The organism is Terriglobales bacterium (genome assembly GCA_035624455.1).
In the GTDB taxonomy this organism is placed as follows: Bacteria; Acidobacteriota; Terriglobia; order Terriglobales; family Acidobacteriaceae; genus DASPRM01.
In genome coordinates this window covers 33901-50062 of record DASPRM010000086.1, presented here as the reverse complement: position 1 = coordinate 50062, position 16162 = coordinate 33901, and the positions used below count along the sequence as shown (strand labels likewise).

15 protein-coding genes are annotated in these 16162 nt (G+C 56.7%); 5 read left to right on the top strand and 10 right to left on the bottom strand.

Annotated features, from left to right (window positions below; genetic code table 11):
* The 4 genes from VEG30_09510 to mdh form a co-directional block, all read left to right on the top strand.
* The coding region (locus VEG30_09510) for a hypothetical protein (protein HXZ80154.1) at nucleotides 1–798 on the top strand (798 nt) is incomplete at its 5' end.
* Nucleotides 799–915: 117 nt separating this feature from the next.
* The gene (locus tag VEG30_09505; protein HXZ80153.1) at nucleotides 916–1125 is read left to right on the top strand and encodes a hypothetical protein; all 210 of its coding nucleotides are present in this window, start codon (nucleotides 916–918) and stop codon (nucleotides 1123–1125) included.
* A gap of 202 nt (nucleotides 1126–1327) precedes the next feature.
* Entirely contained in the window at nucleotides 1328–2752 is a 1425-nt protein-coding gene (locus tag VEG30_09500) for an NADP-dependent isocitrate dehydrogenase (protein ID HXZ80152.1), read from the top strand.
* Nucleotides 2753–2867: 115 nt separating this feature from the next.
* Complete coding sequence (mdh, locus tag VEG30_09495) at nucleotides 2868–3794, top strand: malate dehydrogenase (GenBank protein HXZ80151.1); 927 nt, start codon at nucleotides 2868–2870, stop codon at nucleotides 3792–3794.
* A gap of 151 nt (nucleotides 3795–3945) precedes the next feature.
* Here mdh and VEG30_09490 read toward each other — a convergent pair whose 3' ends face one another.
* Complete coding sequence (locus VEG30_09490; protein ID HXZ80150.1) at nucleotides 3946–4503, bottom strand: hypothetical protein; 558 nt, start codon at nucleotides 4501–4503, stop codon at nucleotides 3946–3948.
* A 25-nt stretch (nucleotides 4504–4528) separates the two neighbouring features.
* On the bottom strand, nucleotides 4529–6442 hold the full coding sequence (gene pepF / locus VEG30_09485; GenBank protein ID HXZ80149.1) for an oligoendopeptidase F: 1914 nt from the start codon (nucleotides 6440–6442) through the stop codon (nucleotides 4529–4531).
* Nucleotides 6443–6553: 111 nt separating this feature from the next.
* Between pepF and VEG30_09480 the strand changes: the two genes are divergently transcribed.
* A complete protein-coding gene (locus VEG30_09480) occupies nucleotides 6554–8977 on the top strand; it encodes a protein kinase (protein ID HXZ80148.1) in 2424 nt (807 codons plus the stop codon).
* 43 nt (nucleotides 8978–9020) lie between these two features.
* On the opposite strand, the gene VEG30_09475 is transcribed toward VEG30_09480, so the two are convergent.
* The 8 genes from VEG30_09475 to rdgB form a co-directional block, all read right to left on the bottom strand.
* Nucleotides 9021–9551: a peptidylprolyl isomerase gene (locus VEG30_09475; protein HXZ80147.1), complete on the bottom strand. Its 531-nt coding sequence runs from the start codon at nucleotides 9549–9551 to the stop codon at nucleotides 9021–9023.
* Between the two features lie 145 nt (nucleotides 9552–9696).
* Nucleotides 9697–10332, bottom strand: a complete 636-nt coding sequence (locus VEG30_09470; GenBank protein HXZ80146.1) for a peptidylprolyl isomerase — start codon at nucleotides 10330–10332, stop codon at nucleotides 9697–9699.
* A gap of 232 nt (nucleotides 10333–10564) precedes the next feature.
* Nucleotides 10565–11278: a DUF5715 family protein gene (locus VEG30_09465; GenBank protein HXZ80145.1), complete on the bottom strand. Its 714-nt coding sequence runs from the start codon at nucleotides 11276–11278 to the stop codon at nucleotides 10565–10567.
* 175 nt (nucleotides 11279–11453) lie between these two features.
* A complete protein-coding gene (locus VEG30_09460; protein ID HXZ80144.1) occupies nucleotides 11454–11783 on the bottom strand; it encodes a hypothetical protein in 330 nt (109 codons plus the stop codon).
* A 115-nt stretch (nucleotides 11784–11898) separates the two neighbouring features.
* Complete coding sequence (sdhB, locus tag VEG30_09455; GenBank protein ID HXZ80143.1) at nucleotides 11899–12651, bottom strand: succinate dehydrogenase iron-sulfur subunit; 753 nt, start codon at nucleotides 12649–12651, stop codon at nucleotides 11899–11901.
* A 48-nt stretch (nucleotides 12652–12699) separates the two neighbouring features.
* Nucleotides 12700–14490, bottom strand: coding sequence for a succinate dehydrogenase flavoprotein subunit (gene sdhA, locus VEG30_09450; protein HXZ80142.1), 1791 nt, complete (start codon nucleotides 14488–14490; stop codon nucleotides 12700–12702).
* 43 nt (nucleotides 14491–14533) lie between these two features.
* Complete coding sequence (locus VEG30_09445) at nucleotides 14534–15265, bottom strand: succinate dehydrogenase (protein HXZ80141.1); 732 nt, start codon at nucleotides 15263–15265, stop codon at nucleotides 14534–14536.
* 232 nt (nucleotides 15266–15497) lie between these two features.
* Nucleotides 15498–16112 carry an RdgB/HAM1 family non-canonical purine NTP pyrophosphatase gene (gene rdgB, locus VEG30_09440; GenBank protein ID HXZ80140.1) on the bottom strand — a complete coding sequence of 205 codons (615 nt, stop codon included), beginning with the start codon at nucleotides 16110–16112 and terminating at the stop codon, nucleotides 15498–15500.
* Between the last annotated feature and the right edge of the window lie 50 nt (nucleotides 16113–16162).

The following is a 16162-nucleotide window of genomic DNA, read 5'->3' as shown; positions in this document are numbered from 1 at the left end:
CGACTGGGCACAAATGAATTTGACCTCCTCTCCGATGCCGATCTGCTTTTCGTGCGCGATGCTAAGCTCAGCTTGCGCACCGCTAATCACACCGCTGAACTCCTCATGGATGCTCTCTCCGCGTACACGCAGGAGGGCACTGCTTTTCCAGTGGATGCGCGCCTGCGTCCGCGGGGTGGGGAAGGGGAACTCACCGTCACCCCGACCCAGCTGTCCGCCTATTTCCAGGCTGAAGCTCAACCCTGGGAAGCGCTCAGCTATAACAAGCTCCGTTTTGTGGCCGGAAGCGAAAAAGTTGCTATTCGTGCGCTGCGCTCAATCCAGCAGTTACGCAATCGATTTGCGAAGGAAAGAAAATTTTGTTCGGAGTTGCGCGACATGCGTGTGCGCCTGGAACAGTCGGAGGTGTTGCCCGGCCAACTCAATCTCAAAACCGGGGCGGGTGGACTCTACGACATCGAGTTCGTTCTCGGGTATTACGAGGTTCGCCATCATCTGCCGAGTTCACCCGGAAATATGCACGAACGCATTGGCCGGATGCTCGCGAGCGGTTTGCTCGGATCCGAGGATGGTGAGCGGTTGGCGCGAGCAGCTGAGCTCTATCGCGCCGTCGAGCACGTTGTGCGCCTGGTGAGCGGGCGGGCTCAGAAGACCTTGCCGATTTCCGAGAACTCATTGCAAAACACAGAGAACTTAAGCGCCAGGATTTTGCGTCGCAATTTTCCGGTAGGACTGGAGACCGAATTGAAGGAAACGCTTGCCGCAGTTCGGGAGATCTACGACCGAGTGCTACATTGATTTTTGCCGGCTTTGTTCCCCGCCGTCCACGCATACCCAAGGAAAGCCACGTTCCCCAGCACTACTAGCATCGTATCCAGCGGATGACTGCGAGGGCGCTCACATTGTAGGCCTGCAATGGCGGGATTGGACCCGAGCGACAAACTCGTTCTGCTCCTTATTGCGGGAGAGGGCGAAGAAGTCGCAGCCATCGGCGCCGCAAACATGATCACAGCGATTACCGGCAGCACCATCGACTTCAGCTTCGCGCGCATTCTGATCCAGTATATCCCCTCGCCGAGCGTTCGAATTTCAGCCGGCAACAGAATCTCGCTATCCAGAATTTGAGGTATCATGGAAGCGGCACGCAGATGTGCAACTTCCCTGAAAACTTGTACTTACGGATCAGCCTAAATCAGCGGCGGTCAGGGTCAGCAGTTCCATTGATCCCCAGTTCAGCTGTCACATGGACTTGTGATAGACGTCATCAGCCGCTGTGCGCGGGTTCCGTATAATGCCCCGTCCTTGCAAAATTTCTTGGAGGTGGTAGATGCCGGTTTCCTTTAACGGTCTTGCGGTGCCAGCCAACGGCGCCCGCATCACTTATGCCAACGGTGAGTACAACATCCCCGATAACCCGATTATTCCTTTCATCGAAGGGGACGGAACCGGCCGCGATATCTGGAAAGCTTCGGTCCGCGTGTTCGATTCTGCGGTCGAAAGGGCCTACCAGGGCAAACGCAGAGTCGCGTGGTACGAGATTTTTGCCGGCGAAAAAGCGATGGCCAAGTTCAACCACTGGCTTCCCAACGACAGCATCGATGCCATGAAGGAGTTCCGCATCGGCATCAAGGGCCCACTGACCACGCCGGTAGGAGGAGGAATTCGCTCGCTCAACGTGGCCCTGCGCCAGATCCTCGATCTCTATGCCTGCTGGCGCCCGGTGAAGTGGTATGGCGCGCCCTCTCCGGTCAAGCATCCAGAACGCATGGACGTAGTCATCTTTCGTGAGAACACCGAAGATGTCTATGCCGGTATCGAATGGAAGCAAGGCACGCCGGAAGTGAAGAAGCTCATCGACTTCCTGAATAACGAGATGCTGAAGGGCACCGGCAAGAAGATTCGCGAAGATTCAGGAATTGGCATCAAACCGATCTCCATCACCGGCACCAAGCGCCTGGTACGCAAGGCCATCCTCTATGCATTGGAAAACGGCCGCAAGTCTGTAACCCTGGTGCACAAGGGCAATATCCAGAAGTTCACCGAGGGTGCTTTCCGCGAGTGGGGATACGAACTGGCGACAGAGGAATTCCGTGATCAGGTGGTGACCGAACGCGAGAGCTGGATCATCGATAACAAAGATCGCAATCCCAGCCTGACTGTCGAGCAAAACGCCAATCTGGTTGAGCCAGGACTGGAGTTCGCAACTCCCGACTTCCGCGAGGCCGTTTATGCCGAAGTTAGAGGAGTGCTGGATTCGATCTACGTCAGCCATGGCCATGGCGCCTGGAAGAGCAAGCTGATGGTCAATGACCGTATTGCCGACTCCATCTTCCAACAAGTGGTGACCCGGGCCGACGAGTACAGTGTTCTGGCCACGCCTAACCTGAATGGCGATTACATTTCAGACGCATGCGCCGCGCAGATTGGCGGTCTGGGCATCGCGCCAGGTGCGAATATCGGCGACGGCTATGCCATGTTCGAAGCCACTCACGGAACAGCTCCCAAATACGCAGACACAGACGTCATCAATCCCGGCTCGGTCATGCTCTCGGGCGCGATGATGTTCGAATATCTGGGCTGGAAGGAAGCTGCTCGGCTGGTAGAAGATGGAATCCGCAAGACCATTGAGCAGAAAAAAGTCACCTACGACTTCCACCGGTTGATGGAGGGAGCCACCAAGGTCAAGACCAGCGAGTTCGCGGATTACATTATCAAGAACATGGAAGCGCCAAGCCTGGTGGCAGCAGACTGACGAATTCTAACTGCCCATCCTGGCCAAACAACCGCTAGGATGGGGCACCCTCAGGGATTGTCCTTTGGCACGCAGCGCTGTGCCAGCGTACTTCATGTGAAGAGGACTCAAAACTATGCGTAAAAAGGTAACCATCGTAGGATCGGGAAATGTGGGCGCAACCGGCGCTCACTGGATCGCAGCCAAAGAGCTCGCCGATGTAGTTCTGGTCGATATCCTGGACGGAATTCCGCAAGGCAAGGGACTCGACCTGCTGGAAGCCATGCCCATCGAGAAGCGCGACTCCCACGTGCTGGGCACCCAGAATTATGCCGATACCGCCGACTCCGACGTGGTGGTGATCACTGCAGGTGTCCCGCGAAAACCGGGTATGAGCCGCGACGATCTGCTGAATATCAACCACAAGATCATGAAGGACGTGGTAGGCAAGGTTGTCGAGTACTCGCCCAATTCCATCCTGATCGTGGTTTCCAATCCCCTGGACGCGATGGCGCAGGCGGCCCACAGGATGAGTGGTTTTCCCCGTGAGCGTGTGATCGGCATGGCCGGCGTGCTGGATTCAGCGCGCTTCCGCACCTTTATCGCCCAGGAATTAGACGTCAGCGTAGAAAACGTGACCGCGTTTGTGTTGGGCGGGCATGGCGACACCATGGTCCCCTTGCCGCGTTATTCCACGGTGGCAGGCATCCCCATCACTGAGCTGATGGACCAGACAACCATCGATCGCCTGGTACAGCGCACGCGCGATGGCGGCGCCGAGATCGTCAAATATCTGAAGACCGGCAGCGCCTATTACGCCCCCTCAGCGGCATTCACCGAAATGGTGGAGGCAATTCTCAAAGACAAGAAGAAGATTTTGCCTTGTGCCGTGCACCTGGATGGCGAATACGGCATTCACGGCTTATTTGTGGGTGTGCCGGTGAAGCTTGGCGCCAGGGGAGTGGAGCAGATCATCGAGATCAAACTAACCCCGGCCGAGTCAGCCGCCCTCAAAAAGAGTGCCGACGCCGTCCAAGAGCTGGTCGCCGTGATCGGAGTCTAGAAAATAGAAGGAACTTGAGGGTGCCCCATCTTAGCCGTCCTTTGGCTAGGGTGGGGTATTTGATCTTCTGAATCTTGACACCTCGCTCGATATTCAATCACCTCTAGATCAGAAATCACCCGGTCTACACTTACCCGATCAGCAACCTCCCTCACAGCAGATTATCCTGATTGTTCTCCTGTCGTGGCATTTCCCGCATTCCGGCGAGGTGGTCTACCACTGCGCGCCGCAATTCATGCAGATCGTAATGGTCAAACACAAACACCGAATCGGCATACGCATAGGTCCAGCTTTTTTCTTCCAGTAGTTGTTCCAGGCCCTTGGGGCTGGCCACATAGAACGATTGCGTCCATTTGTAACCTGTCACTGTGTCGTACAAATCGACGAACAGCTCGTCGTTGAAGCTCTCCGGATCGGGCGGCCCAGGTAACAGATCGTACTTAGTGAAATACATGTTGGTGATCTGCCAGGAGCCCAGGCTGGATTCGGCGGGAAAGGCTGGGAAGTAGTGATCGCGCCGCGAATTAATGGGTACAACAGTCGCCAGCAGAGGATCCGGCGGAACTTCGGCCGCGCTCGACTCGCCCAGCCGCGATGCCCAGCGGGCCAGCGCAAACAAGAGAGCGACACAACCGGCAAGAATTCCGACTTTTCCCAGGTCGGTGGTGGCCAGGTCAGACGTGATTCGCGTAAAGGCATTAAGGCTCACGGCGAATCCTCACGCGCGCTTGGAGTCAATTTCCTGCCGATGTACTCATTTTGTGGTCCAACAGCTTTTCCATTTCATCCATCACACGATTCATTTTCTTCATGGTCAGATCAAGCGGCTCGTCCGTGGTCATGTCAACCCCGGCATCCTTGAGCAGCTCGATCGGATACTTTGACTTTCCCGAAGAGATGAATTTGAGATAACGCTCCACCGCACCAGGATCATGCGCAAGCACTTTTTCCGACAACGCCGAGGATGCAGTAAACGAGGTTGCATACTGGTACACATAGTAGTCGTTGTAGAAATGAGGAATGTACGCCCACTCGTTGGCAATGTAATCATCGACGATGCAAATGCCCTGATCATGACCGTAGTATTTCTTCACGATCTCGCTGTAGAGCTTGGAAAGGGCATCTCCGGTGAGGGGTTGACCTTTTTCGACCATCTCGTGCATGCGCAATTCGAACTCAGCAAACTGTGTCTGCCGGAAGACGGTTCCCTTGATACTCTCCAGGTACCTGCCAAGCAAAGACAGCTTGCCGTCGTCATTGTTCATTGTCTGGATCATGTGATCAACGAGAAGGGCCTCATTGAACGTAGAAGCGACTTCGGCCACGAACAAAACGTATGAGGCCAGCGGATAGGGTTGCGTCTTATTAGAGAAGTAGCTGTGCATAGCATGGCCCAGTTCGTGGGCCAACGTGCTCATGTCGGTGTACTTGCCGTTGTAGTTGAGCAGGATGTAAGGATGAACGTCGTACGCCAGTCCGTTCATATAGCCGCCGGAAGACTTCCCCTCACTGGGATAAACATCGATCCAACGCTCGGAAAAAGCGCGTTTCGCGGCCGCCGCATACTCGGGTCCCAGTGGGGCAAGAGCCTGCAAAATATTGCGCTGAGCTACTTCGACCGGATAATCCGTGTCTACCGATTTCACCAGGGGCGCATACAAATCGTAGTAGTGTAGCTCAGAAAGACCAAGCATGCGTTTGCGGAGGTTCAGGTAGCGATGGAACGCGGGCAAATTGCGGTTAACTCCCTCGATCAGGCGCGCATAAACCGACGTCGGAATATTCGGACCATCTAATGACCCTTCCAGAGCAGTGTCGTATTTACGGGCACGAGCGTAGAAAGTCGCTGCCTCGACATTGCTGTTCATCATCGAGCCAAACGTCCCGCGGTAACTGCCGAGCGCGTTGAAAAATGCTCCCATGACCTTCTGCCGCTCCTCCCGCGACGGCGAAGCGCGGTGCAATTCGAATGTTGCTTTGTCCAGCTTCACGGCCTTGGCATCGCTCAAAGCGAGCGAGGGATAGGGAAAGTCCGCGTCGGAGAATATGCTGTAGACGCTCCCAGGACCGCTCGCCATCACCGTCGAACCTGCCAACAGTTTCTCTTCCGCGCTACTGAGAGTATGCGCGCGTCGTCGCGAAATATCGTCGAGATAGTGGCGGTAGACCTGCAGCCGCGGCTCTTGCGCGACGAACCGGTCCAGGGTGGCCTTCTCTATCTTCAGGATCTCTGGCTCGATGTAGGCCGTTTCCGTGCCAAGCGCGGCCTGGAGCTGTACTACCTCTTGTTGCATCTGCTGATAAGCACTCACCCGCGTGTCCTGATCCGACGTCATGCTGGCATAGGCGGAGAGGCGCTCGAGTTGTTTGTCCAGGCGGCTCTGCAACTCGAGAGCATCTGCCAGTCGTTGTGCGGACGAGCCAAGACTGCCCTGGTATTCACGGATCTTGGGCAGTTCCGCGAGCAGCTTTTCTTTCTGGCTTCTCCAGGCCTGATCCGAGGGATAAATCGCAGTCAAATCCCACTTGTATTGGTCTGGAATCTTGCTCCGGTCGCGCTGCTCCGCCGGCAAAGCGAGTGTTGAAGTAGCAAGCAAAGCGAGCGCGCCCAGCAGGTAGCAAGAGAGTGTAGCCGAATCAATGTGCATGTAAGGCTCCGTTCCCGGATTCTAACGTAATCTGTGAATCTTGGAGCGGCGCAGCTTTTCTTGCTGCCAGCGTTGACTTCACCTTCTCCTCCTCCCTAACATGGCTGGCACATGATCGATCCCTCTGACCTGCTGGGGAAAACAATCTCGCATTACCGCATCCTGGAGCAGTTGGGTGGTGGCGGTATGGGGGTTGTCTACAAGGCCGAAGACACCAATCTCGGGCGCTTCGTAGCGCTGAAGCTGCTGCCCGGCGATCTGGCCAACGACCCGCAGGCGCTGGAGCGTTTTCGTCGCGAAGCTCGCGCCGCTTCCGCTCTTAGCCATCCCAACATATGCACGATCTACGAAATTGGCCGCCACGATGGTCATTCCTTCATTGCCATGGAGTTTCTGGAAGGCATGACCCTCAAGCACCGCATTTCCGGGCGGGCGATGGAAATCGATACTCTGCTGCCGCTGGCCATCGAAATTGCCGACGCGCTCGACGCCGCCCACAGCGCTGGCATCGTTCACCGCGATATCAAGCCGGCAAATATCTTCATCACCAAGCGCGGCCACGCCAAAATCCTCGACTTCGGTCTGGCCAAGCTGACGCCCACTTCAGCCCGCGTTGCGGAAGCAGCCGCCGTAATGACGGAGGTCACCGCCGGCGCCAGTGCCGAGCACCTCACCAGTCCGGGCACCGCCTTGGGAACGGTGGCTTACATGTCTCCGGAACAGATTCGGGCGAAGGATTTGGACGCGCGCACGGACTTGTTTTCCTTTGGCGCCGTGCTCTACGAAATGGCGACCGGCACCTTGCCGTTTCGCGGTGAGAGTACCGGCGTGATTTTTGAGGCCATTTTGAACCGCGTGCCTACCGCTGCGGTGCGGCTCAATCCGGAAGTTCCGCCGGAATTGGAACGAATCATTGATAAGGCGATGCAGAAGGATCGCGACATCCGCTACCAGCATGCAGCAGATATCCGCAGCGACCTGCTGCGGCTGAAGCGCAATACCGATTCGGCGACTGCGGTGGTCATGCCGGCTCGATCGAAATCGCGGGGGAGCTGGATTGGCATTGCGGTGGTACTCGGTCTGCTGGTGATTGGTCTGCTGGCGCTGGGCTGGTGGAAGCGTGGTCGGCCCCAGCTGACCGGCCGGCACGCCAGCCGAGTCACCGTGGCGGTGCTTCCATTCGGAAATATGGGTGGCGACAAAGACGTCGATTTTCTGCGCTTGGCCTTGCCCGATGAAATCGCAACCACCCTCAGCCACGTGCGTTCCCTATCGATCCGCCCCTTCGCCACCACCAGCAAATACATGGGCCCCGACACCGACCTGCAGAAGGCCGGGCGGGAGATGCAGGTGAACGACATCGTCACCGGCCACTTCTTGAAGGCCGGGGCGCAGTTGCAGCTGACCCTGGAAGCCATTGACGTCGACACCAATCAGACGGTGTGGCGAGACACGCTTAGCGTCGCGCATTCGGACATGATTGCCATGCGTGAGCAAGTCCTGGCCAGGATCAGCAATGGACTTGTTCCGGCCCTGCGGCCTGCGACGAGCGCGTCGGAATTAGGATCTCAACCCAAGAACGAAGAGGCCTACGACCTGTTCTTGCGTAGCGCCGCGGTGTCACATGATCCCCTGCCCAACAAAGATGGCATTCGGATGTTGGAACGCGCCGTTGGACTGGACCCAACCTATGCTCCGGCATGGGACGCACTTGGCTTGCGCTATTACTATGATGCCCGCTATTCCGATGGTGGGGAAGCCGCATTTAACCGTTCGACAGCCGCTTCCGAGCGCGCTGCCACGCTCGATCCGGACCTCGTCTCAGCGGCGGCCAACGTCTCGCTCAACCATATTGAACGCGGAGAGCTGGAGAAGTCTTACGCCGAAGCGGCGGCACTGGTGAAGCGCCGTCCGGACAGCGGTCTGGCGCACTTTTCGCTCGCCTATCTGCTCCGCTATGCCGGTCTCCTGAAAGAAGCGCAGCGTGAGTGCGATACCGCATTAGCCCTGGATCCAGGCAATTATCAATTCCGTTCCTGCGCGCGGGTATTTTCCCTCGACGGAAATGATCAGCGCGCCCTGGAATACCTTGCGCTGGATACGGGATCGAGTTACTCGGATCGCAACCAAATTGGGATACTTCTGCGTGAGGGCAAGAGGAAGGAGGCGCTGGGGAAATTTGAAACTTTCCATCCTTTATCCGACGAATTTGATTTTTTGATGCTACAGGCCTGCCTGCAAAACCGGCCCGCCTCCGAGATCGATGCGCTGGCAAGGAAGGTCCGCGAGGCTGCTGTTTCCGATCCCGAAATTCATTACTTCACGGCGGGACTGGAAGCATTTTGTGGAAGAAATGAAGATGCCTTGTACTTCCTTCGGCTGGCGGTCAATGGCCGATTTTGCTCTTATCCCGCCATGGATAATGATCCGCTGTTTGCGCAATTGCGGCACACCGCCGAATTCCAGCAGATCCGCGCGGCAGGGATCGATTGCCAAAAGAAATTTCTGGCGTACCGGGCACAGCACCCGGAGTGAGGTGCTCGTTTCGCAAGCCGGCGAGCCCCGGTGAGCATCCTTTTCAGGCCACCCGGTCAATCTTCACGGATTTTAGGACCACGTCCTGCTTGGGCTTGTCCTGCGAGCTGCGCGGCAGCTTGGAGATCTTATCGGCGACCTCCTGCCCTTCCACCACCTCGCCAAATATCGTGTGATTTCCTGTGAGCCAGGGCGTGGCCGCCACCGTAATGAAGAACTGCGATCCGTTGGTGTTGGGTCCGGCGTTGGCCATGGCCAGCTTTCCCGGTTTATCGAACATGTGCGGCGAGCCTTTGATCTCGTCCTCGAACTGATATCCCGGGCCGCCAAAACCCGTGCCCAGGGGATCGCCGCCCTGAATCATGAAATCGGGGATGACGCGATGCAGAATCGTGCCCGCGTATAGAGGTTCGCCAGTCTTCTGGCGTGTCTTGGGATGAGTCCATTGCCGCTTGCCCTCCGCTAGTTCTACGAAATTGGCTACTGTTTTGGGTGCTTCTTTCTCAAACAAGCGGCAGATGATCGTGCCTTCACTGGTCTCGAGATGTGCGTAGGTTCCTGGCGTTCTCGGCATGATGGAATCCTTTCGATGAAAACAGCAATTAGCAGTTGGCAACTAGCAATTAGCGATTAGTAAACCCCGCGCTCAGCAACTGGCGACCCCCGCGAAAATCACAAATCCTTCGCCGCCGGCGGCCCTTACGGCGCCGATGCCACAGCTACTTCTTGGGTGCGCTCGGCGACCCGCTCTTGGAAGTTCCGGCTGCGGCGGTGGTGCCCGGTTTCACAATCTCGATATGTGTGATCTTGACCGGATGAAACGGCTTGTCATTGGGATCGCGAGGCGTGCGCGCGATCTTCGCTATTACCGAGATCGGCTCACATTGCCCAAAGATGGTGTGATGTCCGTTCAAATGCGGCGTCGCCACCTCAGTGATGAAGAATTGCGAGCCGTTGGTATTGGGGCCGGAATTGGCCATGGCGAGCCGCCCTGGCCGGTCAAAGCGCAAATCACTGATCTCATCTTTAAAGGTGTATCCGGGATCGCCCGTACCATTGCCCATGGGATCGCCGCCCTGAATCATGAACTGCGGGATCACGCGGTGAAAGATGGTTCCGTCGTACAGCGGCGTTCCATGCTTCTTCACGTGCCCAATCGGGCTGAACCATTCTTTGGAGCCGTCTGACAGGCCAATGAAGTTCGCCACCGTGATCGGAGCTTTGTCGGGAAACAATTCGCAGGTGATGTCGCCATCAGAAGTATGAATGATTGCTTTGGGATTGGCTTTGCTTGCCTGGCCGAATGCAGCCGCCGCTGCCATCAGCAGTAGAACTCCTGAAACGAATTTGCGCATGGCGCTGGTTCTCCTTCGCGGTTTGAATTCTGAAGAGAATTAGAGCCACAAGAGTGTACTACTTGTAGAGCAATCAGCAGTTAGCTGTCAGCAATCAGCATTTAGTAGTCAGCACTCGGCTATCAGCAAATTCATTGTCATCCCGAACGTGTTTTCTGCAGGCCACGAGCGCGGAGTCGAGGGATCGGGTTTGTAGGGGTTACTGATTGGTGAGTGCTGAGGGCTGATCGCTTCAGTAGTACGAAAATTCGTCGGAGCCGATCTCCGCGTATTGGGCATGGTGCCAGTCGCTGTAGCGGTCAAAGACTACGACGTGGAAGACCGGTTGCCGCCGCTCCTCGACGGGATCAATTAATCCCATGTCTTTGAGCGGCATCATGTAGGCCTCAAGCCACTGATGCTGCTTGCGGGTCATGCCTCGTTTGGAGATATCGAGGGTGACACCGGTCAAGTGGGTAGAAGCGGTTTCACCCGATTCCGGGCCGGCGTTGCGATTGTGGCGGCGCAATTTGTGCTGCTGCTCTATCGTGCGGACAGCGGAATTCACCTGCAGGAACTGATGGAACTGCTCGTAATACGCCAAGCTCATATCCTCGACGAAGTCCCGCGTCCAAGGCCGGCAGTAACGCCGGTTTTCGCTCAGGTTGGAAGCGATCCGCAGGTTGCGGTTTTCCTGCAATGGAACCAGTTCTTCTGAAAACTCCAATCGCTCCAGCTCTTCGTCATTGGCGATGCGTGGGAGCTGCAGGCGATCGAGTTCCTCGTTCTGCTTCAACAGTAGTTCGTGGGAGCCCTTGAAGACTGGATTCCAAACTACGCGGCGCAGGTGCCTCGAATGATGGATATGACGCACCTGGGTCCGTGTATGCAGCGCAGCCGCGTTCGGAGGCGCGACAGCTGCGACCAGGGCTGCTAACAACAAAGCACTTGTGGTTCTGACGTGCACGAACTCAAGCCTTTTGTTAACGCTGCATTAAGGAAACGAGGCTTAAATTGTACAAGGAGCACTTCCAATTCCAAAAGCTTACTTCGGTAATCGAAGCAAAAAGGCCACGGGGAACGTCCGCCTCGGGACGGCCGGGCATTACCGCAGTCATGACGAAAAATGTCATCCGCGCCCACTAAGAGCGCCTTGCCGGAGCCGGTCCGGGAGGCAGGATTTCCGGTTCTGCGCTCGCCGTCTGCTTACGGGTAACGAAATAAACGGCTGCCGTCCAGGTGGGAAACAGGTCCAGTCCGGGAACCAATTCAGCAACCAGAGAGGGCAGGAAAGCCCAGTGCCACCCCAGTAACCGGACTAACACCAATGCGACAACCACGTCCAGCAGGTCGTCGGCCGGTGAAATCGCTCCGGCAGCAAATAGCGGGAGCCCAGCAATTTGCAGGCAGTCGGCGGCAATAGCCACCAGCCAGGCCGGACGATGTCTGGGATCGTCGAGGAAATCGAACATAGATTTACGATTGTAGGATAAGAATCGCAGGAAGTGGGTTGTATTTACCAATTGGTAATCGCACAACCAGCTGAGTGCCGAAAGCTGACGTAAAGCGAAACCGCAGATGGATGTCCTATCTTCGGAAAAAGTCCAGAATTGCCTGCTTCATTACCTGCCCGCCCACCTCGGCGATGGACTTGGTTAACGGAATCTCCTTGGGGCACACCTCCACGCAATTCTGCGCATAGCCGCACTCGTGGATGCCGCCGTCGCCCATCAGGGCGCGCAGGCGTTCCGTCTTCAGGGCCTTTCCCGTGGGATGGGTATTAAACAGCCGTACCTGCGAGATCGCCGCCGCCCCCACAAACCCGGTACCTTCATTGAACTGAGGACATGCCTCCATGCAGCAGCAGCAGGAAATGCAGCGCGACAACGGATATGCCGCCTCCTGGTCCTCAGGACTCTGTTTGGGTCCGGAACCAAGATCATAGGTGCCGTCGATCGGAACCCACGCCTTCACCCGCTTCAAGTCCTCAAAAAGCACCTCGCGATCCACCTGCAGATCGCGGATCACAGGAAACTTGCTGAAGGGCTCCAGCCGGATCGGCAGCTCCAGATGATCGACCAAAGCCGAGCAGGCCATGCGCGTGCGTCCATTGATCAGCATCGCGCAGGAACCACACACCTCTTCCAGGCAGTTGGAATCGTAGGCGACAGGAACCGTGGCTTTGCCGTCGCGAGTCACCGGCTTGAAGGCAATATCCATGAGCGCGGAAATCACATTCAATCCCGGCCGGTGCTGGATCTCAAATTCCTCCCAGTAAGGCTTAGCCTGGGGATTCAATTGCCGCTTGATTTTGAAAAGAACGGTTTTGTTATTAGCCATGAGGAACCAAGTTAAATCGCCGATCTGAGATCTACGATCTGCAATCGATCACTTCGCCACGTCGTATCTGCGAGCGCGAGGCGGAATCAGGCCTACATCCACAGGCTCAAACTCAAACCGGGGCTCGTCGGCATCCGGAGCAAAGTAAGTCTTTGTGGTCTTCAACCAGTTGGCGTCATCGCGCTCGGGAAAGTCGGGCTTGTAGTGCGCACCCCGCGACTCATTGCGCAGGTAGGCGCCCTGCGTGATTACACGAGCCAACTGCAGCATGTTGTAGAGCTGCCGGGTGAAGATAAAGCTGGTATTCGCCCACATCGTCCGGTCGCTAAGATTCACGTGCCGGAAGCGCCCCAGCAGATCGCAAAGCTTGTTATCGGTCTCTTCCAGATTCTTGTTGTAGCGGACGACAGTGACGTTCTTGCTCATGATGTCGCCCAGCTCACGCCAGATCTGGAAAGGATTTTCATTGCCCTGGTTGTTGATCAGCTGGGCGTTGAACGCTTCTTGCCGCTTGCGCTCGGTGTCGAAGTGACCATTGCTTACGGCATCCGTTGGAAAGCTTGTCGAGCGCGCATACTGGACCGACGCTGGACCTGCCACGAACCCTCCGAAGATGCAAGAGACCAGCGAATTGGCGCCCAGCCGGTTCGCGCCGTGATACTGGTATTCGCACTCACCCGCCGAGTACAGTCCTTTGATGTTGGTCTGCTGCTGGTAATCCACCCACAGCCCGCCCATGGTGTAGTGCATGCCGGGAAAGATCTTCATGGGCACATCGCGGGGATCGTCGCCTACGAACTTCTCATAAATTTCCAGGATACCTTCCAGCTTGCGATCCAGAATCTTGCGGTCGATGTGCGTCAGGTCGAGATAGACCATCGGCTGCCCGTCGATCCCGAGGTTGCACTCGTAAACCACTTTGTGGATCGCACGCGTTGCGATGTCGCGCGGCACCAGGTTGCCGTACTTGGGATACCACTCTTCCAGAAAATACCAGCGCTCACTTGCGGGAATGCTGCGCGGATCACGCTTGTCGCCAGGATTCTTGGGAACCCAGACTCGTCCCCCCTCACCGCGCGCCGATTCCGACATCAAGCGCAACTTGTCTTCCCCAGGAATGGCGGTGGGGTGCACCTGGATGAATTCGCCATTGGCGTAATAGGCGCCTTGCTGATAAAGCGCCGACTGGGCTGATCCGGTGCAGACAACCGAATTCGTGGACTTGCCGAAGATCATCCCGATGCCGCCGGTGGCGATGATTACGGCATCAGCCGGGAAGGTGCGAACCTCCATGGAACGCAGATCCATGGCGCAGATCCCACGGCAGACTTGGTTGCCGTCGAGCACAGCCGACAGAAATTCCCAGTGCTCGTACTTCCGAACCTTTCCCTCCGACTCAAAGCGCCGAACCTGCTCATCAAGGGCGTACAGCAATTGCTGGCCGGTCGTAGCTCCGGCAAAGGCGGTGCGGTTGTAGAGGGTTCCACCAAAGCGCCGAAAATCAAGCAGGCCTTCGGCCGTCCGGTTGAAGGGAACACCCATGCGGTCCAGCAGATCGATAATGCCCGGGGCGGCATCGCACATTTCTTTCACCGGCGGCTGGTTGGCAAGAAAATCGCCGCCGTAGACCGTGTCGTCAAAATGCTGCCAGGTGGAATCGCCTTCACCCTTCAGGTTCTTGGCTGCATTGATGCCGCCCTGGGCGCATACCGAGTGCGAGCGTTTCACGGGCACGATGGAGAACAGGTCGACCGTTCCTCCCATCTCCCCCACTTTGATCACAGCGGAAAGCCCTGCCAGTCCGCCGCCCACCACGATGATCTTCGGATTGATTGCCATGAACGAAACCAGCTTTCGACGACGGCTTCGCCGTCACCATGAATTAGCGCAGCAGTGCTTCCGTCGCCCGCGGCACATCGTGCGGGGACGTTATGAGAAACGCCACCATCGTGGCCACGCCCATTGCCACCAAGCCAATGCCGATCACCAGGCAGACATAGCCGAATTTTCGCCGGCCATTGTCTCCGGTGACGAATCCCCATTTCGCGGCAAACAGCCACAAGCCATAAGCGAAGTGCCAGGAGGCGGCGATAATCCCGATGAAATAGAACGCCACGATCAAGCCGCTGGCAGCGAATGCGTCATAGACTTTGGTGAACGCAGCGGCTGAGTTTGTCATAATGTGTATGCCGCTGAAGCGCATCGTCCACACGTGGTAGACCATGTAGACGAATGCGATGCCGCCCGTCCAGCGCTGCGCAGTGTACATCCAGTTGCCCAGCCAGGGATAATCCCCGCCTGCATTGCCGTCGCCGCGATACCAGATGTAGAACCCGTACAGCGAGTGATACAGAATCGGAATGTAGATAAAAAGCCATTCCAGCGCCCACACGAACGGCACGCTGGTCAGAAACTCTACCTGCTTGTTATAAGCGTGGACCCCATTTGTGGCATAGGCGTTCGAGACGTAATGCTCGATCAGAAATGCGCCGATCGGAAAGACTCCAGTGAGTGAGTGCAAGCGGCGCAGCACGAACTGTATGCCCTGACCTGCCCGCAAAGGAGCCACCCCGGGGGCAATTGCAGCCACTTCGCTTCTGGCAGTGGAAGCCACAGAAAACTCCTTAGGATTTCAATGCTTTCAGACCAAGCTTTTATTATTCGCGGCCCAAAAAGGGAAGTCAACAAACTACAAGCCACATAAGGGCTTGGCTGTGTCACAGGTCACTGCGCGAGCGTGCGTCCGCGCACATTCGCGACAAGGATGCGCACCCTAGGTGCCGGTTCGAGAGAACAGCCAGGGTGGGAGGAGGAGTGCAGATCAGCGACAGACGTCGCCATCCGCTTCACTTCTGTGTTCGCAGCCAATCCAGAAAATACCGAAACGCCTGGCCCCGATGGCTGACCTCCATTTTTTCTTCCGCGGTTAACTCGGCGAAGGTCTTTTGCAGTTCTGGATGGAGAAAAAGAGGATCGTAACCGAACCCCCCGGAGCCGCGCGGCCCGAGGAGTATGCGCCCCCGAGCTTCACCGCTGAAGGTTTCGACAGTTTCGCCGTTGCGCGCCACTGCCAGCGCACAAACGAAGCGGGCGGTGCGCTTTCCTTCCGGTACATCTTTCAGTTCGTAGATCAGACGGGCGTTGTTCTCAGCATCAGTGGATTGATGATGAGGACCCGAGGCGTATCGAGCGGAGTAGATACCGGGCGCGCCATTTAAAGCATCGACTTCCAGGCCGGAATCGTCAGCCACGATCAGGTGCCCGCAGCAGTACCGGCTGTAGTGCTCCGCCTTGGCACGCGCGTTGCCTTCAAAAGAATCCGCATTTTCAGCCACGGCACTAATGTCCTCAAAATCCGGCACGGGGACGATCTCAACCTGGTGGGCGCGGCCGGCGGCCGAGAAATCCCGCAACTTCCCGGGATTTGAGCTGGCGATGTAGATCTGCTCCATATCGACCATGCTACAGGATTCGGGTAGCCCGATAGTGACGGAAATCAACTCTGAGGGTT